The sequence below is a fragment of the Pantoea sp. X-Soil-ISGK-421 genome, from assembly GCF_059730785.1.
The window spans coordinates 778569-799166 of sequence record NZ_AP035980.1; the positions used below are offsets into that span (position 1 = coordinate 778569).

A 20598-nucleotide genomic window follows, 5' to 3' on the forward strand; every position below is an offset into this window, starting at 1 on the left:
AATGTCATTAGTACGAAATAAGGCTGACGTGGTGATCGTCGGCTTAGGTTGGGCCGGTTCGGTGATGGCGGAAGAGTTGACCCGTGCGGGGCTCAACGTGGTCGCCATCGAACGCGGTGCCTGGCGCGATACCTCGACCGATTTCCCGGTCGCCATTGATGCCGATGAGCTGCGCTTCCACACACGCCGCAAAATCCTGCAACCGATGAGCGTGGAAACCACCACCTTCCGCAACCGCAGCGATCAGCTGGCGGCACCGGTACGCAATTGGTCAGCGTTTCAGTTTGGCTGGAATGTCGGCGGCGCAGGCACGCACTGGGCAGGCATGTCATGGCGCTTTACGCCGTGGGATTTTGAAGTGGCGAAGCAAACTCGTGAACGCTATGGCGCGAAGAAAATGCAGGGTTTGCAGCTGCAGGATTGGGGCGTGACCTACGACGAAATGGCACCATTTTACGATCGCTTCGAGCGCATTGCCGGCACGTCCGGTATCGCGGGCAATCTCAATGGTAAGCCGCAAAAAGGCGGTAATATCTTCGAAGGCCCGCGATCGCGCGACTATCCTACCCCGCCGCTAAAAGATACGCACTGGATGAGCAAGTATCGCAAAACCACCGAGAACATGGGTTATCACCCGTTCACGGTGCCTGCCGGTAATCTGTCGCAGGCGTATGTGAATCCGCTCGGCGTCAGCATGGGTCCGTGTACTTATTGCGGCTTCTGCGACTTTCACGGCTGCGGCAACTTCTCCAAGTCATCGCCGCAAGCGTGCATTCTGCCAGTGCTGATGCGCCGTCCAAACTTCACGTTGCTGACCGAAACCGAAGTGCTGCACGCCGTGAAGCATGACGACGGTAAAACGGTGAAAGGCGTAAAATTTATCACCCAGGATGGCGTGGAAGGCTTCCAGCCGGCGGATATCGTCTGCATCACCGCTTATCAGATGGATAACGTGCGCCTGATGCTGCTCTCCGGCATCGGTGAGCAATACAATCCGCTGACCGGTCGCGGCACCATTGGCCGTAACTACAACTATCAAACCTGCTCCAGCGTCACCGGATTCTTTGATAACGAATACATGAATCCGTTCATCGGTGGCGGCGCATTGGCGGTCCAGATTGATGACTTCAACGGCGATAACTTCGACCACAGCGATCTCGATTTCATCGGCGGCGCAGGCATTATGGGCTTCTCCACCAATGGTCGTCCAATTCAGAACATGAACGGCCTGCGTCCAGGCACTAAACGCTGGGGCAGCGAGTGGAAAGCGGGCTACAAGCGCGATTATCAAACCGCCGGCACCATCTTCTGTCAGGGTACCTCAATGCCGATGCGCGAAGCCTATCTCGATCTCGATCCCAACTATAAAGACCGTCACGGTCAGCCATTGATCCGCACCACCTTCGACTGGAACCAGAACGATGTGCGCATGGCGAAATATGTCACTGACCGCGCCATCAACATTATGAAAGAGATGGGCGGCCAGCATATCGTGGTGGATAACCAGGCGGAGAAAAGCTGGAATCCTTACCAGCAGCACAGCTCGCACACCATTGGTGGCGCGGTGATGGGCGCCGATCCCAGTACCTCTGCGCTCAATCCGTATCTGCAAAGCTGGGACGCGCATAACCTGTTTGTGGTCGGTGCATCCGCCTTCCCGAACAACGGCGGTTATAACCCCACCATCACCATCGGTGCGCTGGCCGAGCGCGCTGCGCAGGCAATCCACCAGAAATACATCCATAATCCGGCACCGCTGGTGGGGGCGTAATCATGGCGAAAGCAAAGAAGATCACTTATACGCTCGCCGCGCTGGCGGTAATTGCGGGCATCGCGGCGTCTGGACGTTTATGGGTGGTATTGGATAGCGCCCGCTCCAATGTGGCCGACAATAAAGTGCAATTGGCTGATTTTCACTCCAATGACGCCGATGCCATAAAGCGCGGGGAATATGTGATGCGCCTGGCGGACTGCGCCGCCTGCCACAATGCCGATTTCTCCGGCGGCTACAAAATCGATACGCCGTTTGGCGCGCTTGAGACCTCAAACATTTCGCCTGACCGTGCAACCGGGATTGGCAAAATGACCGAGCGCGACTTCTTCAACGCGGTGCGTCAGGGGCGCGGCGAACACGGATTCCTCTATCCAGCGATGCCTTATACCGCCTACACCCAGATGAGCGATGGCGATATGCACGATCTCTGGGCCTACTTCTCGGCGCAGAAGCCAGTGCACAACGCCGTCGATGAGAATGCGGGCATGAACTTCCCGTACAACATTCGTCTGGCGATGGCCGGTTGGAACCTGTTGTTCTTCGATAACAATGCGTTTAAGCCACAAACCGCACAGAACGATGAGTGGAATCGCGGCAAATACATCGTTGATGGTCCGGCACACTGTAGCGTCTGTCACACCGCGCGCAACGCGCTGGGCGGCGAGATCGGCAGCCAGTATCTACAAGGTGGCAATTTGGGTAGCTGGTACGCGCCGGATATTACGCCAAACCCGCATGCGGGCATTGGCAAATGGAGTGATACGCAGATCGCTGATTACCTGAAAACCGGCTCTAATGGTGAAAGCGTGGCGGCGGGCCCGATGGCGGAAGCGGTTGAACACTCCACGCAGTACTTCAACGATCGCGATTTGCAATCCATCGCCACCTATCTGCGTAGCTTACCGGCCTCTTCCACACCGCAAGCCGCTGGATTTGTGATGGATAAAGCGCGTAACGATCAGGCTGCACTGCGTTATGAAGTGGATTGCTCGGCGTGCCACGGTCTGTCAGGTGAGGGTATCACCGGCATGGTGCCCGCCTTTGCGGGCAATGGCGCGATGCAGAACGATCCGACTAACATGATCCACGCGCTGTTGGATGGCGCCCGCGCGCCACATACCGAAGGCCGCCCAACGTCCGCAGGCATGCCGGCATTTTCCTGGAAACTCAACGATCAGGAGATGGCCGATGTGCTGAACTACGTGAGGAATTCGTGGGGTAATCAGGCTGCTGAAGTGAAAGCCAGCCAAGTCGCCGATCTGCGTAAAACCACCGGCGTGGGCGATAAGCTGAAAGTCCCGGCGATGAAATAGCGTTTGTTAACTGTAGAGTCGCCATTCATGGCGACCTTTTTATCGGTATCCTGGATCAACGCAGCAGCTGAGTAATCCCCCACAGCGCTAATGCATGATCGTCTTCAGACGGTAAACCGCTGATAGTGACTGCTCCGATGATCGCGCCCTGAGAAGTCAGCAGCGGGAAGGAGCCACCGTGATCGGTGTAATCTTCCTGGCGAGTATAGCCCTGCTTTGCCATACGCTCGCCCTTTTGCTCATTAAAAAGCCCCATATACAGGGAAGAGTGGCCAGTCAGCAACACGGTATTGCGCTTGCGACGCATCCATTCCAGGTTTTCTGGGGCGGATCCTGGCAACGAAGCCATAAACAGCACCTGCCCAAATGCATAGACTTCGATAGCCACAGGCGCATTGTCTTCACGCGCGCGCTGCTGGATGCTTTGACCAATTTGCCACGCTAAATCGAAATCAAACTGTGGTAAACGGTGTTCAGCTTCCTGCTGCAGCAGGGTTTCAAGGGACGGGAGCGATGACATGATAGAATCCTCTCAATTTGAAATTAATTTTCCATATTTTATAACATGAAATATATCTTTCGCTTGTGATGAGGTTCTCACTTTAGATTGCGCTAACCGGGATCGCGCCGTAATGCACTGCAAGCCAAACCGTTGGGCCGCTGCTGTCAGTCCAGTTGACGCGATGGCGGCAGCCGGCAGGAATCGCCAAAAAATCGCCGACCTGCAAGAGACGCTCCTGCACTTCCCCTTCCAGCTGCAATCCTGCCGATCCTTGTAAAACGATCACCCATTCACCTTGGGTCTGACAGTACCAGAAATCGGGTGGACTGGTTTGTCCGGTTGAAACGATGCGTTCGATATGTAGATTGGGCTGCGTCAGCAGCGCTTCAAAACTCTCTGCACTGCCTTGCTGGGCGGGTAAATCGCGAAACAGGTTGCTTATCATCGCGCGGGCTCGACATTTAATGAAATCAGCTTGAAATGTAACGCAGGCTTCATCCAAAAGCCTCACAGAATTTCGCGCCGCGGATTGACGCACCGCATGCAAATCTCCATTATCCTGGCCACCATTGGCTGCATGGAGCGTGAAGGTGTCGGAACTCAGTAATGCATTGCTTGAAGAGATTGTTAGCGAAGTTCGCCCACTCACCCAACAAGGTAAAGTGGCGGATTATATTCCGGCGCTGGCCGACGTGGATGCCGATCAACTCGGCATCGCCATTTGCACGCCTGACGGATGCTGTTTTCAGGCTGGCGATGCCGCGACGCGCTTCTCCATCCAATCGATTTCGAAAGTGTTGTCGCTCAGCGTGGCGCTGACCTTATATGAAGATGGCGAGATCTGGCAGCGCGTTGGCAAAGAGCCGTCCGGCCAGGCGTTTAACTCGCTGGTGCAGCTGGAGCTCGAACACGGCAAACCGCGCAATCCGTTTATCAATGCCGGTGCGCTGGTGATGTGCGACCTACTGGAAAGCCGCCTGACAGCACCGCGCCAGCGCATGCTGGAAATTGTGCGTCGTCTGGCGCAGCAAAATGACATCAATTATGACCGCGTAGTGGCGCGTTCCGAATACGAGCATTCAGCCCGCAACGCCGCGATTGCCTGGCTGATGAAATCTTTCGGCAACTTCCATAATGACGTTAGCAAAGTGATGGAAACCTATTTTCATTACTGTTCATTAGCGATGAGCTGCGAAGAGTTGGCGCGGACCTTCCTCTATCTCGCTAATCATGGCCGTACTCAGGATGATGAATCAGCAGTGATTTCACCGCGTCAGGCGCGCCAGGTCAATGCGCTGATGATGACCAGCGGCATGTACGATGGTGCCGGGGAATTCGCCTGGCGCGTGGGCATGCCAGCGAAGTCGGGCGTCGGCGGCGGCATTGTTGCAGTGATCCCAGGCGACATGAGTATTGCCGTTTGGTCGCCCGCGCTGGATCACTCAGGCAACTCCTTAGCGGGCACGGCGCTGCTGGAAAAACTCACCGAGCGGCTAGGAAGGTCGATTTTTTGACGTTCTCTGGCAGATCGGGCTTTCATTCACCGCACAAGCCGTAGCGGCGCAATTCATTGCGCGACAAATCGCGCCGCTCCGGAATGTGCGCTGATTTGATTCGGCGCTTAACTGACAGGCATTCCGCCATTCATGCCGTGGCCGGGTGATGGTGTTTCTTTACTGTTTTTATAAGGTTGCATTAAGGTTAACAAGCGCACCGCTTTAAGTGACTATTTTCAAAAGGTGCGAATTTTTTCTTAAATAGCCTCTATTTTTTTAACCCATCAACGTCAATCGCGTTACACTTCCGCCTCATTTACCGAATCATCCACTAGCAACCATGACGTTTACACATCACTTTCGCCAGCGTTTAACTGCCTGCGTCGCCATTGTGGCGGTGCTGCTGCTGTTCGTCGCGCCGATTGTGTCGAAAACTTTAATGGAGCGTCAAAGCCAGATGCTGGCGATGCCGCAGCACAGCATGATGGATAGCTCAATGCACCATCATGAAAGGGTGATGGCGGATATGCCAATGCCCGGCATGAGCCATCACATGATGGACGACGGCGAGTTTGCCTGCGGCTACTGCGATCTGCTGGTGCATGTCCCACTGCTGATGTGGGTGTTTATTCCGTTCATCTGGCTGATGATGGTGATCTCGCGCGCGCCGCCGCTGCCACATGTGGTTGCGCCGATTGTGCGTCGCTTCAGTTGCATTCATCGACCGCGCGCCCCGCCTGCACCGTTTCCCTACTGACCACATTTATTGCAGCGTTCGCTCCGCTTGAGCGATGCGCTAAGACAATTTCTTTTAGGAAGGAAGACGGCTTTGTCTGCTGCTCACTCTGCAGCACCGCGCGGCGCGGTGCTTAATTTGCTACGTCGCTTACATTTTTACATCGGCCTGTTTGTCGCCCCGTTCATCTTCGTTGCGGCACTCAGCGGCACGCTTTATGTGTTAACGCCCCAACTGGAAAACCAGATTTATGCCGATGCGCTAACCGCCGAACCGCACGGCGATGCACAGCCGCTATCCGCACAAATCAGCGCCGCTCGCGCCTATGTGGGCGAAAAAAAACATATTTATGCGGTGCGTCCTGCGCCGGGCGCAACAGACACCACGCGGGTGCAATTTAGCGACGCCACGCTCGGTGCCTCGCTGTCGCGCGCGGTGTTTATCGATCCCTACAGTCTGAAAGTTAAGGGCGATATGCCGGTGTACGGTACCAGCGGCGTGTTGCCGCTGCGCACTACCCTCGACTTGCTGCACAGCAGCCTGCTGCTTGGCGATTTTGGTCGCAATTACAGCGAATTGGCGGCGTCCTGGCTGTGGGTGGCCGCTCTTGGCGGCGTGGTGCTTTGGCTGGGAACACGTCCGAAACGTAAGCTGAAGCAGCCGCGTAGCGGCTTCACTTTCAGCCGCCACTGGCACATTACGCTCGGTCTGACGCTGGTAATCGGTTTAGTGTTCTTCTCGATGACAGGATTGACCTGGTCGCAGTGGGCAGGCGGCAATATTGATCGCATGCGTAGCGAACTGAACTGGCTGACGCCACAGGTGAACACCGCGCTGAACAGCGATGCGCCTGCTGCGCCGGCCGATCCGCATGCCGATCACATGTCGGATATGGATATGTCGGGCATGAGCATGCCGATGTCGTCCATGACCAAACCGGCAGCAGCAGCCAAACCGGTGCGCAATAATGCCGCCGATGCCGACTGGGATCGCGTGCTGAATGTCGCGCGTCAGGATGGACTGAGCGCGGCGAAGCTCGAAATACGTCAACCGAGAAACGTGGATAACGCGTGGGCAGTGACGGAAATCGATCGTAGCTGGCCAACGAAAGTGGATGCGGTATCGGTGAATCCGCAGGATTTTAGCGTGGTGGATCACGTCTACTTTGCCCAATTCCCGCTGGTGGCGAAGCTGACGCGCTGGGGCGTGGATGCGCATATGGGCGTGCTGTTTGGTTTGCCTAATCAGTTGCTGCTGGCGTTCTTTGGCCTCGGCTTATGCAGCATGATTGTGTTCGGTTATCGCATGTGGTGGATTCGTCGGCCTAAAGATGTGGAAGCGAATCCGGCACAAACCCTGACCGAAACCTGGATGGCGTTGCCGCATTACGCCAAAGGTGCCTGGCTGATGGTCGCGCTGGTACTGGGTTATGCGCTGCCGGTAATGGGTGCGAGTTTGCTGGTGTTCCTGCTGCTGGACATCTTGCGCTGGCGTAAACAGCAACGCGCGCCGCTTGATGAAGCCGCGCTGCTGGCATCACAACAGTCACCGCTTGGCATTATTCGCGCGCGATTTGCCGTGAAACGGAAAGAGATGCGCTACTTCCTGCGCGGTTTGTTCATCCTGGCGCTGATTGTCAGCACCGTGATGAGCAATGCGATTATCGGCGGCGTCATCGATCAATATGGCATTCCGTTCAGCCATTGGTCGCTGACCATGTATATCACGCAAGGCTTCATGATTGCGTTGTATACCACGGTATTTACCGCGCTCACCTCAATTCCGCTGTGGTATTTCTTCCTCGGCGAAAAGGATGATCGGGGATAATGTAAAACGGTGCTCTGTGTTGTAGCGGCGTAATTTATTGCGCGATAAATCGCGCCGCTACAGTACGTGCAGATATGCGATTAAAAATCCGCCTTCAACACCACGCGATAATTCGCCTTACCGGCGCGCAGATGTTCCAGCGCGTCATTTATCTGCGACATGGGGAATTCTTCAACCTGCGGCGCAATATCAGTACGCGCAGCTAATTTCAGCAGCGCACGCAGTTGGCCCGGCGATCCGGTCGATGAACCCGTTAATGCGCGGTCGCCGACAATCAAACTAAATGCCGGTACTTCAAACGGCTTCATCACCGCGCCGACGGTGTGGAACGCACCTTTGCGTGCCAGCGCCTGATAATAGGGCTTCCAATCTAAATCCACCGCCACGGTACTGATGATCAGATCAAATTGCCCTGCCATCCCACTTAGCGCTTGCGGATCGCGGCTGTTCACCACGCGATCCGCCCCCATCGCTTTAATCGAATCGGTTTTAGCCGCGGAAGAACTGAATGCGGTGACATGCGCGCCCATCGCCCGCAGCAGCTTGATCGCCATATGCCCCAAACCACCAATACCAATCACACCGACGCAGCTGGTGGCGGAAATATTGTGCATGAGCAAGGGTTTGAACACGGTAATGCCGCCGCACAACAACGGGCCAGCGGTGGCGATATCCAGAGAATCGGGCAGCGGAATCACCCATTGCCAATTAGCGCGCAAGTGGCTGGCAAAACCGCCGTGATTATTGATGGTGGATGTTTTACCGTTTTCGCAATTTACCTGATCGCCTTCAATGCAGGCATCGCAGTGCTGGCAGCTTTTCGCCGTCCAGCCAATGCCCACGCGCTGGCCTATCTGCAACCCTTTATTTTGCGCCGCATCACCCAACGCCACCACGCGGCCAATCACTTCGTGACCTGCAATCAGCGGATAGCGCGAACCGCCCCATTCGTTATCGATCATCGACAAATCAGAATGGCAAACGCCGCAATAATCCACTGCAACCTGCACATCTTCGGCGGCCAGTGGACCGGCATCGTATTCGTAAGGCACCAGCGCCTGACCCGCTTGCAGAGCGGCATAGCTGAAAATTTTCATTGCTGTCCTCGAGGTTAGATTGGCTGACAGCAGTTTATCAAAGCACTGCGTAACATTATGCCGAATAATCAGGTGATTAAGATGATGGGTGCTGTTTTGAAGGGAGGGGCGAGCGGTAAAACGGTGCGCAAAATGCGCACCTTGTCATCTGGTATCGCCATTCATGGCGACCTCATTCAAAAATCAGCTTTCAACACGACGCGGTAATTGGCTTTACCAGCACGCACGTGATCCAGTGCTTCATTGATTTTAGACATCGGGAACTCTTCGACCTGCGGAGCGATATCCGCACGCGATGCCAGTTTCATCAGCGAACGCAACTGGCCTGGCGAACCCGTGGATGAACCGGTCACGGCACGATCGCCAGTGATCAGGGTAAACGCAGGTACTTCGAACGGTTTCATCACCGCGCCGACGGTATGGAATTTCCCGTGCGGGGCCAATGCCTTGAAGTACGGCTGCCAATCGAGGTCCACCGCCACCGTGCTGATAATCAAATCAAATTGGCCAGCCAGCGCATTCAGCGCCTGCGGGTCGCGGCTGTTGACCACGCGATCGGCGCCCATCGCTTTAATCGATTCGGTTTTGCTGGCGTTGGAGCTGAAGGCTGTAATTTCTGCCCCCATCGCACGCAGCAATTTAATTGCCATGTGGCCCAAACCGCCGATACCAATCACGCCAACGCGGCTCGTCGCGGTGACATGATGCATCAACAACGGCTTGAACACGGTGATGCCGCCGCACAACAGTGGGCCCGCAGAGGTGTAATCCAGCGCTTCTGGTAGCGGGATCACCCATTGCCAATCCGCACGCAGATGGCTGGCGAAACCGCCTTTGTTCATGATGGTTGGCACAGAACCGTTTTCACAGTTAACGTGTTCACCGTTGATACAGGCATTACAGTGCTGGCAGCTCTTCGCCGTCCAGCCAATGCCCACACGCTGGCCCACTTTTAAGCCTTTATTTTGCGCCGCATCGCCTAATGCGCTAATGCGACCAATGACTTCATGTCCAGCAATAACGGGATACGAAGAAACGCCCCACTCGTTATCAATCATTGATAGATCTGAGTGGCAAACTCCACAGTAATCGACCTCAACCTGCACCTCTTCAGCTGCCAGTGGACCGGCCTCATACTCATAAGGCACCAGCGCTTCACCCGCATTCAAAGCGGCATAACTTTTGATTTTCATTACTGTCCTCTGTCTCTACGTTTTAAACAGGGCAAGTCTAGCAGAGCAGATTAATCACTCCTGACGATAAATCCGCCACTTAGTTACTTTACGGCGGATAAGGGGAGGAAAAGCATCAAGGGTTAAAGCGGGTCGTGGTTTAGCGGCGTGCGATATGCCACGCGCGCTTCTTCAATCAGTTGGCTGGCGGTTACTGTGGGCGGTAAGCGCAATAATATTCTGCTCGCCTGCCAGTAACAGAGCACCATTAACTCATCGGATTCGCTTTCAGCCATCTCCACCAACCGCTCACGCAGCGTGGGCACGTCCAGCGTTTGTTGCTCATCCATTAATTCAGCAATGGTTTCATTGAGAACCTGATGAATAATCTTCCAGGAGAGATTTGCAAACACAGTGAACCTCGATACTTAACGTTTTGGCTCCAGGCAAATGAATCAAAAATGCTGCAAATAACAAAATTGAAACAAATTTAACTATAGCCGCTTATTTTCTGTGCAATGTCGCTACAGCCCGAGTTTCTTGTAGCTCGCGGATCTATAAAACGATTTTTCTTTCACCCCATTTGCCTCCGATGAATGGCCTTGTAACAAAAAAGCACAAGCCCGCGCTGGCTGTACGCGCAGCGCTTTGCCAAAGTAAGGCTACTTTTATTGATGCTACAGGGAATTACCATGAGCCAATCCACCGCATTACACGCCGATCCGCTGATTTGGGGCCACGGCCCGAAAGTATTCGAAGTGTTTCTGGAACCTACCTGCCCGTTTTCCGTGCGCGCATTCAACAAATTGGATGCGCTGCTAAAGCTGGTCGGCGAAGAGAAGATGACGTTGAAAATCCGTTTGCAATCGCAACCGTGGCACATGTATTCCGGTGTGATTGTGCGCTACATCCTTGCGGCCTCTACCTTGCCGGAAGGAAAAACGGCTGCCAAAAAGGTGTTACAGGCGGTGGCCGATCATCGTGAGGAGTTCGAGTTTACCGATCATAGCCACGGCCCGAATATGGACGCCACGCCAAACCAAATTCTCGATCGTCTGGAGCGGTATAGCGGCGTCAACGCGCGCGTCCCCTTTCTGCGTGCCGAACTGCAAAATGAGATCAAATGGCACAGCAAATACTCACGTCAAAATGGCATTCACGTTTCACCGACCTTCATCACCAACGGTTTGGTGCAGCTGGATATCGGCAGCGGCGACGACATTGAATCCTGGGCCACACGCATCCTTGCTTAGCCCCTTCAGCGCGGTGTGGCGTTTGGTATGATTTCGCAATAGATTTTTGCTTGCGCTGACTGTTTCAATTCCGATAATCGCTATCTACCTTATTATATAGCGAGAAAGGGAATGCGATTCACACACCTCCCCGTGCTGCTGCTTACCGCCGGCGCGGGCTTTAGTCTGCATGCACAAGCCAATACCGATATCCGCGTCACTTATGCCGGTTCTATGGGCAAAGTGATGGATCAATCTTTAGGTCCAGCGTTTGCCAAACAAAATAACGGTACTTATGAAGGCCAAGGACAGGGCGCTTATGGCATGGCGCGTTTGCTGGCAAGCAAGAAAATCACTGCTGATGTGTTTGTTTCAATCACGCCGGGACCGATGCAGATCCTGAAAGATGCCGGATTGATTGATGAAGCGGTTCCAGTGGCGAGCACCAGCATGGTGGTGGCGTACAGCCCGAAAGGCAAATACGCGCAGCAGTTTGCTCAGGCCAAAAGCAGCAATGCCAGCTGGCTGCAGGTGCTGGCCACGCCGGGCATCAAGTTTGGTCGCACCGATCCGATCAACGATCCTAAAGGTCAGAACATCATCTTCACCCTGCTGCTGGCCGAGAAGTATTATCAGCAGCCGGGCATCGCCGATAAAATTATGGGCGGCTATCAAAACCCGGCGCAAACCCATTTGGAAGGCGGACTATTGACGCGTCTCGAAAGCGGCCAGGTTGATGCGGCTGCCGGTTATGAAAGCGAAGTGATCTCCGCGCATCTGCCGTATGTGGCGCTACCCGACGAGATAAATCTCAGCAATCCGGCGATGGCGAAACAGTGGTACGACACGGTGAGTTTCAGCGTGAAAGACAGCGCAGGCAAAGACAAAGTGCTGCACACACAGCCACTGGTTTATTACGCTGCCGTGCTGAAAAATGCACCGCATGGCGCCGCAGCAGGCAAATCGTTTGTCGATTTTATGCTGAGTCAGCCAGGACAGGCGCTGTTTAAACAGAACGGCTATGCCGCGCCGAAAGGCAGTGCGATCTACCCGTAATGAAAACACGTCATGCCACCGCGCTATGGCTTTCACTGCCGACATTGCTGTTGCTGGCGGTGCCTTTTCTCACGCTGATTGGCGTCACAAACTGGCAGCATCTGCAACTGGCGTGGGGCGATGGCAATGCTATCGCTACGTCGCTTGGTTTGGGTGGGATCGCGCTGTTGCTGATTTTTATCAGTGGATTGCCGCTGGCGTGGTGGCTGTCACAGGCACGCGGTCGCGCGCGGTTGATTGCCGAAATACTGGTGATGATTCCGTTGTTGACGCCACCGCTGGCGATGGGAATTTTGTTGGTGAGCGCTTACGGTCCGTATAGCTTGCCGGGTGAACTGCTGGGGAAATTTGGCTGGACGCTAGTCAATAATCCGGCCGCGTTTATTCTGGCGCAATGGTATGGCGCATTGCCCTACTTCATCACCACCGCGCGCTCAGCGTTTGCCGGTGTACCAAAGGATATTCTGGAAGCAGGCCGCACACTGGGTGCGTCGCCGTGGCAGCGATTTTGGCGTTTGTCGATACCGCTTGCCGCGCCGGGCCTGGCAACAGCCAGCGCACTGGCATGGGGGCGTGCCATGGGCGAGTTTGGCATCGTGATGATTTTTGCCTATTTTCCCCAGGGCATGCCGGTTCAGCTGTATAACAATTTGCAAAACAGTGGCATCGATGCGGTGTACGTGCTGCTGTGGTTGCTGCTGCTGTTCACCTTACCGATGCCGCTGATCTGTTTTGCGCTGTCGCGCAGAGTAAAAGGCTAAAGGTGCTCTTGTTGTAGGGTTGCCATTCATGACGACCAGGTGCGCATCAATGCGCACCCGACAAAATAAACACTTACTGAATGGCTTTCAACGCATCCATCGCGCAGGCTTCATCCAGATTGCCGCCCGGTGCGCCGCCGATGCCGATGGCACCCATCACCTGATCGCCACTTTTCACCGGCACACCGCCCGCCAGCAGCAGGAAGCCTGGAATATCACGCATATTCTGCGCACCGGTATTTTTCTGTGCAGCTTCCATCACGTTGCCGCTTGGGTTTTTAGTGCTCAACGCGGTGTAAGCTTTCATCTGGCTGGCTTCAACGGTGTGCGGACCGGCGTTATCCATGCGCTGCACCGCTTTCACCAGGCCAGCACGATCGACCACCGTCACCGTGACGTTATAGTTTTTCGCCGCGCACGACTGAATCGCGGCATTTGCCAGCTTCTGTGCGTCAGCCAGAGACAGGTTGGATTCGGTTAATGCAGCCTGGCTGCCGAAGGAAACGAAGGCCGCCGCAGCGGCCATCAGAAAAAGGCGGATGTTCATGTGTCACTCCTGTTTAATCGTGAGTGACACTTTAAAGCGTGGCTGGAAAAAGAAATATTCGGGCGATTACGGGTTCGGCCTGGTAGTTATACCTGGTTTAACTGCTGCCAGGCGTGAATCAACTGCGCGAGATTATTGAGTTCAAGCTTGGCAAACACCGCCGCGCGATGCGCTTCCACGGTGCGCGGCGATAACGATAAATCACGCGCGATCGCTTTGCTGGTTTGTCCGGCAATCATCAACTGCATCACTTCACTTTCGCGCACCGACAGCAGCGCGAAACGCGCCTGCAAACCCTGCCGCGACTGCCAGCGCTCGGCACGCTGCTCACTTTCGTTGAATGCCAGATGCAGGGTTTCCAACAGCGGTTCAATTTCCAGCGGCTTGGTATAGAACTCAAACGCGCCCTGCCGAAACGCGCGGCGGCAGGCGTCAATAGTGCCGTGGCCGGTCATGATAATGACTGGCAGCAGCGGATGGCGATCGCCCTGCTCCGCCAGCCAGCTCAAGCCGCTGATGCCCGGCATGCGCACATCTAAAAGCAAGCAGCCGCGCAGCGGTTCCTGCGCATGCGTGGCCGCTTCAAATGCAGCCAAATCGGCAAAATCGGCCACGTCATAATCCAGCGTCTTAAGCAGAAAACCGAGCGATTCACGCACGGATAAATCATCATCCACTAACCAAACCTTTGCGACCATTCCGTTACTCCGCCAGTTGGAACATTAAGGTAATCTCCGCGCCGCCTTCAGCGCGATTTGCCAGCCGCAGCTGGCCGTTCATACGTAACATCAAGCTCTCAACCAGCGTCATACCTAATCCCATGCTGTTGGCGCGCGAGCTGTAAAACGGCATGCAAGCCTGCGCTAATCCTTCCGCAGAGAAGCCGGGGCCGTTATCGCTGATGATGATGTTGATGCCCTGTGGAGCGAGCTCAGAAGCAATTTTTACCCATGCATCGGGCCGCCCTTGCTGCATGTGAATGGCGTTTTGCAGCAGGTTATGGAACACCTGCTCCAGCCACTGCGGATCGCTACACACCTTTGCCTGACCGTGATGAAACTGTTGACGCAGCCTGACGTCACCGTCATCCAGCTCTTGCTGCAGCAGCACCGTCACGCGCCGCCACACGACTTCCGGGCTGATGGCGGTCATCGCTACCGGACGTTCGCTAACAATGTCGCGAAAGCGTTGTAGCAACGCCGCCAGACGTTCAGTTTGCAAGTTCATGGCGTTGAGCGCCTGCGGCAAATTCTCGTACTTTCCCTGTTTCAGCAGCAGCTGACTACTGTGCAGCCAAGTATTGATGGCCGTCAGCGGTTGATTGATTTCATGAATGATGCCGGCGGTGAACTCGCCCAGCGCTTCACGTCGCGTACGCTGAAAATAGTCCGCACGCAGCCGCATCTCTACATGGTGACGCCAGTGACGCAGCAGCCACCAGCCGAGTCCGCCCATCACCAGCCACAGCAGCAGCGTCAGCACAAACGGCAGTGCATGCAGTGAACGCCAGTCAGGATTGGCGCTGCCTTTGAGTAAAAACGGCTGGTAATGATTGATGAATGGCCGCTGCCATTGCCAGCGCGCCGTATCCGAATAGTTCTCAGTTTTAATTGCAGGCGGCGCCTGAAGATGAAAAGCCAAGGCCAGCGCCACATCCGACGTTTGCAGGGCAAAATGCAAATCGATCAGCATGCGAATCTGGCGATAGGGATTGTAGAGCCAATAACGCCCACCGCTGGCTTCTTCGATACGCGGCGCAGTCAATGGGCGATTAACGGTGCGTTCCAGCAAAACGAGCTGTGGAAACTTCGTCTGCAAAGCAGCGAGATCCTCATCGCCATTGAGCAGCGGCAACAGCGTTTCATTCTGCGTCTGATAGGCGGCAAGGCGGTTAAACTGCTGATTAAAATGTGCTTCACCCACACGCCGCTGCTGCAAAATTTGATCGGCAAATAACGCGATCACACTGAGCAGCGTTAACAGTAGCCAGACCAGCCAATACCTTTTCATCCATGGTCGGTAAGTGTGAGGCATAGGTTTCCGTGGTTATGCAGTAAAAATCCGCCATGAAGCAGGCCTGACTAAAGTCAAACGTTGTAACCCGCGCCGTAGAGGGATTCAACGACTTTTCCTTGTCCGTCAGCGTTTTCAGAAGTCTACCTGGCATGCGGCTCGCTAAGCGATGATTTGGGAAGGGAGGACGTCGACAACAGATATTGCCCGGCAAGCTGCTGAAGATGCATTTGCGTTTGCATAATCTGTGCCTGAGTAATCTCCTTGCCAGCGGCGCGTTGTGCTTGTAGCTGACGCAGTTGTTCCTCCAGAGGAATCGTTTTATTAAAGGCTTTTTGCATGCCATAAACCGCAGTTTTTAGCTCACTCACCGTCAGATATTTGCCGCGTTTTTCATCCAGTTCATCCAGACGCTGTGAAAGACGTTGCAGTTGTTCCATGCCCTGCTGCCAACCTGCCATTTTCTCAGCAGGCATTGGGTCGGCGTGCAACGGTTTACTCCAGTGCGCAGAGATCGCAGCCACGGCCGTGGCGTACGGCAGTAATGGATTGGCCTGCTGCTGCGTGAAATAGCCACCAGCAGCGATCAGGGCGCAGAGCAGCAGTGAACTTGTTGCGCCCGCCATAAACATTGGCCAGCGCGGGCGCTGGGGTTTAGGTATATCTGGTGTTGCGGTGGGAGCGTACATCCCGCCGCCGGAAAGCGTATCGGGAGGAGAGAGAGTAGGTGCGTCCGCCGCTTCTTCAACCGACGCAGCGGGTTGAGGCGTATCACTTCGCTGCAGCATCGACAGCGTGCTACTGATCCGATCCCGCAGCGAATCCAGCTGGCTTTGCTGACGCAGCTCAAACCGCTGCAGATGATCGCCCGCTTCACTGAGGAAGTTTGCTGCCTGAATGAGGGGCGCATGATCAGCGAGCGTAAGCGTTTGGCTGCGCAAAAATTGCTGCAGCCTCCGACTCAAACTTGCCAGCAGTTCAGTGCGCGCCTTTTCCGACTGCGGCCAAAACATCGTCCACTCACGCGTGATGAGTGCTACCAGCGTATTCAATCCTTCCGCCATGCCAGCCGCACCCGCAATCTGCGTGCGTGCCAGCGCATACCAAACCGCGCTTTGCAACTCGACACCGTTCTTTTCAAACAGGGTCAGGCAGAGCGTGCAAACCTGCTGCCAATCGACATCCGGACGTGCCGGATGCGATAGCTTCTGCATTTCCTGACGCAGCGCGGCGTATTCTGTGAACGCTCGGGGATCGCCGCCCGTTTTGAGAGAGCGTGGCTGAGATAACGTCATTGCTTAGTTCCATAGGTAATCAAAGAGATGCGCGGGCATCCACATACTGCTGCTGTTTCATATGGCGGATCATCACGCGCCCTTCCGGCATAAATTCGGTGCCGAAACGCACCAGCCCAATCTGTTTGAGCTCGGCATCAATGGCATAGCGCAGCTCGCCGGGCAGATTTTGTTCCAGTAACACCACATCAATGCGCTTCAGGCGCGGCTCGTATTTCAGCAGCACGGCAGAGAGCGTGCAGAGCAGTTGATGCGCGGTGCCGGGCATGCCCTGCAGGATGCGCGTCATATCGGGCAGTCCGTAATCGGGGATATGCGACAGCGATCCGGCGCGGGTATTGAGGATGCGCTGCATGTTATCGAGCACGGAGAGGATCACCTGATCCTGCTCCTTCACGCGATCCAGCTCAAGACCACCCGCGAAGCTGCCTTTCAGCAGCTCATACAGCGAAGGTTGATGATTGCCGCCACTCATGGTTTTACCTCGCTAATCAGGCGCAGACTGTTGCTGCTTAACTCAATCGCGCGCGCTTTATCCGCATCCAAATCGTTGCGCTCCAACACCCGCCGCCAGCTGTTATGGGTCATGTCCGGCTGCTGGAACAGCGCTACTACCGCGACAAATTTTGCCTCTTTTTCCATCGGCATATTCAGCGACACGTCACCGCCCGGCGTCAGCACCACGTCACGATCGGCGAGAAGTTCTGACTTGAGCACGTCTGCCGCGTCGCCAGTCAGTTGCTGATACACCGCGCCGTCAAACGCTTTGCGCTCGCTGAGCTGGAACACGCGCACCATCACCGGCTGCGACAGCGGATTGTGCTCGCGGCTGTCGCTGTTGAGGCTTTCACGCGCGCTGAAATCAAGATGCAGCGTTTTAATCTGCTTATAGAAAATCGCGTCAAACGCCGCGACGGATCCCTCAGTGACTTTCTGCTGCAAACCGCAGCCGCCAAGCAGCAACAGTGCGCTGCACATCATAATGTTAATCAAAGTGGTAACTGACACGTCGCTGCTCCTCGCAGGGTTTGACCGGGCGCATGCCTGCATAGCAGCCCAGTTCGGTGGTAAAGGTTTGAGGGATGTCGCTGCACTCTTCGTCCGCGCCCAGTACGCCGGTCATACCAAGCCAGAACGGCGCATCGCCCAGTTCCGGCGGGGCCAGCAGTTGCGTCTCCAGACACAGACGGATGCGCGCGCGATAGCGCCAGCCGAGATAGACGCGCAGCATCACCAGAAAATCCTGATACAGCTGGCCGTCCGGCAGCCAGCGCGTGGCCTCATCCGGGCAGGCGGTTTGCAGTTCAATCAGCAGCTGGCTGTTGGCATCCATCGCTTCATCGCCGAGTGGCGCATTGCCATCCAGTACGAACTCGCATTCCAGCGGATGGCTGACTCGCACCGGACGCAGGCAATGTGGCTGCACGCAAACTGAGGTGCCGGGCGCCAGCAAACGCACCAACGCGCGAATGCCCTCTTCCGTTCTGCCCGGCTGGCGCATAACGCCGAGTAACGCCAGAAAGCGTGAAACCGGCGTGGCGATATGCCTGCCGGTGCCCGGAATGCCCAATCCCACCAGCCCGAGCAGTGACTGGGAGATTTTGTCGCTGCCGCCCGCTTCGAAGGTCGCCGGATACGAGTATTTGCGCCAGATGCGATAAAACTGCGTCAGGATGCGGTGGTTAAACATATCGAGAAAACCCTGCAGCGCTTCATGCCCTTCATCGCGCTGGGTGATGTCATCGATATAGTTGCCCGGCAGCGGTGAATCGACACCGTACAATCCGAGAAAAGTGGTGCGCACCACTGGCGGCGCAGCGGCATCGGTTTCAGGGTACTCAACCGCTTTCAGCTCGCCCGCTGGAAAACCCATGCCGGGATGCGGCAGCAAACGCACCGCATCATTTCCCGGCTTGCTGGTGCTGCCTAGCGGCGGCTTGTCCTTATGCTGATGTTCAATCAGCTGACAAAAGCGGTAAAAGTTTAGCCGCGTCAGCTCCTGCTCCAGCCGTGGCGTCAGCCGGAGATGTGGCGATTGTGCTTCTCTTCCCATACGAGGCGCTCTCCGGTTGGCTGCAGGATTAAAATCAGACGGTTAAACAAATGGATGTCGGTGTAGAGGGCAAAGAAACGACTGAGCATTTCGCCAAACAAGCAGATATCACCGCTGCCGGCAAAGCCGCTGCTGTCGAGGGTGATTTCAATCTGCACGCCGCGCAGCAAATAGCCCTGCTCAAAGCGTTCGGTCTCTTTATGGCAAACGTGCAGAATCGCTTCCAGCCGACGGCGATTCATTTCGCTGTTCGTCCAGTCGTACAGCGCCAGCGTGCCGCGCAGTACTTCGGCGTTATCCATCATCCACAGAAAGCTTGAGCCGAGGTGGCTCAGCACGCGCCAGTGAAAGCGGTCGCGGTTTGGCGGATAACATGGCAGCGTTGGCGCACACAGGTTGCGCACCTGCATCGCCACGTCGGTGCTGCTCACGGCGGTATCCAGCAGCGTGCTTTGCAACGCACGGCGCGGCAGCTGACCGTTGGTGCCGGTGACGCTCACCGACAGACTTTCATTCTCTGGCAGGCTGTGATTATCAAACGCTTCGCCGCCGAGGATCATCCAGGTCTCGTGCAGCCCGGACGGCCCACGTCGCACGCGCGTATGGAAGTAATGTTCCGGCGCTTCGTGACGCATCATGCCGCCTTTATGGCGGAAGCTGCTGAAGGGTACGTAAGGCTGATTTTTCGAAGAGATCACCGAATCCACTGAGTAAATTTCGGTGTGACCATCCTGCACGCGCATTGGTCGCAGCATATATTCGGTCTGCAGGCCGTTAATCATTAATGGGTCAGATTCCATCGCGAACAGGTTGATGACCGGCACGGCATTCAGGTGCAGATGTTTCTCGCTGAACTGGAAATCATGCTCCCAGCGCTGGGCCAGCACCACGTCAAGTTCAAACCACGGCAGCGAGGCGGGCAGCGCAACCTGCTCCAGCCCGCGCAGATTTACCGCCATGAATTTTTCGCGGAAGGTGAAGTATTCCAGCAGCAGTTGATAGCCGCTAAAGCTGCCCTCATCGCCCGGCCACAGCCGATCTTGATCGCTGAACCCCTGCGCGCTGAAATGGCCGTCAAAGCGGCGACTGTCGATTTCACCTGGCAGACGTAGCGCGATGCTGGCAACGTTGAGCGTGAGAGCTTCGTGCAACGCGCAGGCCAGCGGCGCATCAGCATTGAGATAGAGTGGAATGTGGCTGACGTCAATGCGGCTCCAGTCGGCCAGCGCGCTGCCGTTAAAGCGCAGGCGAATGACCGAGCGCCCGGCGGCATCGGTCGACAGCTTTGCCGACTCCAGCGCCAGCGGCAGCACCTGCACGTCACGCGTGGTGGTGTAACGGCAGCGCGTACCTTTTTCACCCACCGGACGCGAAATCACTTCAAAGCCGCGTGCCAGCCGCATCGGCTCCTTCATTTCACGCCAGTCGGGCGTGAACTCCACCACCGACATCGACGGGATGGTACGCAAGTAGTGTGGCCACAACAGGCTCACCAGCCCTTCGGTCAGTTCCGGCAGGTCATCGTCGAGCTTTTCCCGCAGCCGACCGACCATAAAGGCGAAGCCTTCGAACAGTCGTTCAACATAGGGATCGCGCGCGCCGGCTTTGTCGAGATTGAGCATCGCTGCCTGTTCAGGATGGGCGCGAGCGAACTCTTCGCCCGCTTCTTGCAGGTAGCGCATTTCGGCGTCGTAATAACGCAGGGTTAAGTCGTCCATGGTATT

Annotated in this window: 21 protein-coding genes; 8 read left to right on the forward strand and 13 right to left on the reverse strand. The window is 55.7% G+C overall.

The genetic code is table 11. The annotated features are described in order from the left end of the window. Window position 1 precedes the first annotated feature (1 nt). On the forward strand, window positions 2-1771 hold the full coding sequence (locus AC6I8K_RS22240; RefSeq protein ID WP_497827622.1) for a GMC family oxidoreductase: 1770 nt from the start codon (window positions 2-4) through the stop codon (window positions 1769-1771). 2 nt (window positions 1772-1773) lie between these two features. Further along, a complete protein-coding gene (locus AC6I8K_RS22245) occupies window positions 1774-3087 on the forward strand; it encodes a cytochrome c (RefSeq protein ID WP_483818195.1) in 1314 nt (437 codons plus the stop codon). A 55-nt stretch (window positions 3088-3142) separates the two neighbouring features. Here AC6I8K_RS22245 and AC6I8K_RS22250 read toward each other — a convergent pair whose 3' ends face one another. Beyond that, complete coding sequence (locus AC6I8K_RS22250; RefSeq protein WP_064739776.1) at window positions 3143-3607, reverse strand: heme-degrading domain-containing protein; 465 nt, start codon at window positions 3605-3607, stop codon at window positions 3143-3145. An 82-nt stretch (window positions 3608-3689) separates the two neighbouring features. Beyond that, window positions 3690-4034: a cupin domain-containing protein gene (locus AC6I8K_RS22255; protein WP_483818194.1), complete on the reverse strand. Its 345-nt coding sequence runs from the start codon at window positions 4032-4034 to the stop codon at window positions 3690-3692. A 145-nt stretch (window positions 4035-4179) separates the two neighbouring features. On the opposite strand from AC6I8K_RS22255, the gene glsB reads away from it, so the two are divergent. The 3 genes from glsB (at window position 4180) to AC6I8K_RS22270 (ending at window position 7648) form a co-directional block, all read left to right on the forward strand. Next, on the forward strand, window positions 4180-5103 hold the full coding sequence (glsB, locus tag AC6I8K_RS22260) for a glutaminase B (protein WP_497827623.1): 924 nt from the start codon (window positions 4180-4182) through the stop codon (window positions 5101-5103). A gap of 322 nt (window positions 5104-5425) precedes the next feature. Continuing rightward, entirely contained in the window at window positions 5426-5842 is a 417-nt protein-coding gene (locus tag AC6I8K_RS22265) for a DUF2946 domain-containing protein (RefSeq protein ID WP_064739773.1), read from the forward strand. Window positions 5843-5914: 72 nt separating this feature from the next. Beyond that, window positions 5915-7648 carry a DUF2534 family protein gene (locus AC6I8K_RS22270; RefSeq protein WP_497827624.1) on the forward strand — a complete coding sequence of 578 codons (1734 nt, stop codon included), beginning with the start codon at window positions 5915-5917 and terminating at the stop codon, window positions 7646-7648. Window positions 7649-7728: 80 nt separating this feature from the next. On the opposite strand, the gene ahr (AC6I8K_RS22275) is transcribed toward AC6I8K_RS22270, so the two are convergent. The 3 genes from ahr (AC6I8K_RS22275) to AC6I8K_RS22285 form a co-directional block, all read right to left on the reverse strand. Further along, window positions 7729-8745: an NADPH-dependent aldehyde reductase Ahr gene (gene ahr, locus AC6I8K_RS22275; protein ID WP_497827625.1), complete on the reverse strand. Its 1017-nt coding sequence runs from the start codon at window positions 8743-8745 to the stop codon at window positions 7729-7731. Window positions 8746-8921: 176 nt separating this feature from the next. Next, window positions 8922-9938, reverse strand: a complete 1017-nt coding sequence (ahr, locus tag AC6I8K_RS22280; protein WP_483818190.1) for an NADPH-dependent aldehyde reductase Ahr — start codon at window positions 9936-9938, stop codon at window positions 8922-8924. Window positions 9939-10060: 122 nt separating this feature from the next. Next, on the reverse strand, window positions 10061-10330 hold the full coding sequence (locus AC6I8K_RS22285; protein WP_064739769.1) for a hypothetical protein: 270 nt from the start codon (window positions 10328-10330) through the stop codon (window positions 10061-10063). Window positions 10331-10609: 279 nt separating this feature from the next. Between AC6I8K_RS22285 and AC6I8K_RS22290 the strand changes: the two genes are divergently transcribed. From AC6I8K_RS22290 to AC6I8K_RS22300, 3 genes are all read left to right on the forward strand, one after another. Continuing rightward, the gene (locus AC6I8K_RS22290; RefSeq protein ID WP_497827626.1) at window positions 10610-11170 is read left to right on the forward strand and encodes a thioredoxin; all 561 of its coding nucleotides are present in this window, start codon (window positions 10610-10612) and stop codon (window positions 11168-11170) included. Window positions 11171-11281: 111 nt separating this feature from the next. Next, window positions 11282-12205 carry an extracellular solute-binding protein gene (locus AC6I8K_RS22295; protein ID WP_497827627.1) on the forward strand — a complete coding sequence of 308 codons (924 nt, stop codon included), beginning with the start codon at window positions 11282-11284 and terminating at the stop codon, window positions 12203-12205. Continuing rightward, window positions 12205-12966: a molybdate ABC transporter permease subunit gene (locus tag AC6I8K_RS22300; RefSeq protein ID WP_497827628.1), complete on the forward strand. Its 762-nt coding sequence runs from the start codon at window positions 12205-12207 to the stop codon at window positions 12964-12966. Before AC6I8K_RS22295 ends, AC6I8K_RS22300 begins: the two co-directional genes overlap by 1 nt. A gap of 73 nt (window positions 12967-13039) precedes the next feature. Here AC6I8K_RS22300 and AC6I8K_RS22305 read toward each other — a convergent pair whose 3' ends face one another. The 8 genes from AC6I8K_RS22305 to tssF form a co-directional block, all read right to left on the reverse strand. Continuing rightward, a complete protein-coding gene (locus tag AC6I8K_RS22305) occupies window positions 13040-13513 on the reverse strand; it encodes a GlcG/HbpS family heme-binding protein (RefSeq protein ID WP_483818186.1) in 474 nt (157 codons plus the stop codon). 86 nt (window positions 13514-13599) lie between these two features. Beyond that, window positions 13600-14211: a response regulator transcription factor gene (locus tag AC6I8K_RS22310; protein WP_483818185.1), complete on the reverse strand. Its 612-nt coding sequence runs from the start codon at window positions 14209-14211 to the stop codon at window positions 13600-13602. Window positions 14212-14215: 4 nt separating this feature from the next. Continuing rightward, a complete protein-coding gene (locus AC6I8K_RS22315; RefSeq protein WP_497827629.1) occupies window positions 14216-15523 on the reverse strand; it encodes a sensor histidine kinase in 1308 nt (435 codons plus the stop codon). Window positions 15524-15669: 146 nt separating this feature from the next. Next, entirely contained in the window at window positions 15670-16821 is a 1152-nt protein-coding gene (locus AC6I8K_RS22320) for a VasL domain-containing protein (protein WP_497827630.1), read from the reverse strand. A 19-nt stretch (window positions 16822-16840) separates the two neighbouring features. Next, window positions 16841-17296 (reverse strand): type VI secretion system baseplate subunit TssE, encoded by a 456-nt coding sequence (tssE, locus tag AC6I8K_RS22325; RefSeq protein WP_497827631.1) that lies wholly within the window; start codon window positions 17294-17296, stop codon window positions 16841-16843. Beyond that, on the reverse strand, window positions 17293-17829 hold the full coding sequence (tssJ, locus tag AC6I8K_RS22330) for a type VI secretion system lipoprotein TssJ (RefSeq protein ID WP_497827632.1): 537 nt from the start codon (window positions 17827-17829) through the stop codon (window positions 17293-17295). Before tssJ ends, tssE begins: the two co-directional genes overlap by 4 nt. Then, complete coding sequence (gene tssG / locus AC6I8K_RS22335; RefSeq protein WP_483818181.1) at window positions 17807-18874, reverse strand: type VI secretion system baseplate subunit TssG; 1068 nt, start codon at window positions 18872-18874, stop codon at window positions 17807-17809. Before tssG ends, tssJ begins: the two co-directional genes overlap by 23 nt. Beyond that, complete coding sequence (gene tssF, locus AC6I8K_RS22340) at window positions 18838-20592, reverse strand: type VI secretion system baseplate subunit TssF (RefSeq protein ID WP_497827633.1); 1755 nt, start codon at window positions 20590-20592, stop codon at window positions 18838-18840. Before tssF ends, tssG begins: the two co-directional genes overlap by 37 nt. Window positions 20593-20598 lie beyond the last annotated feature (6 nt).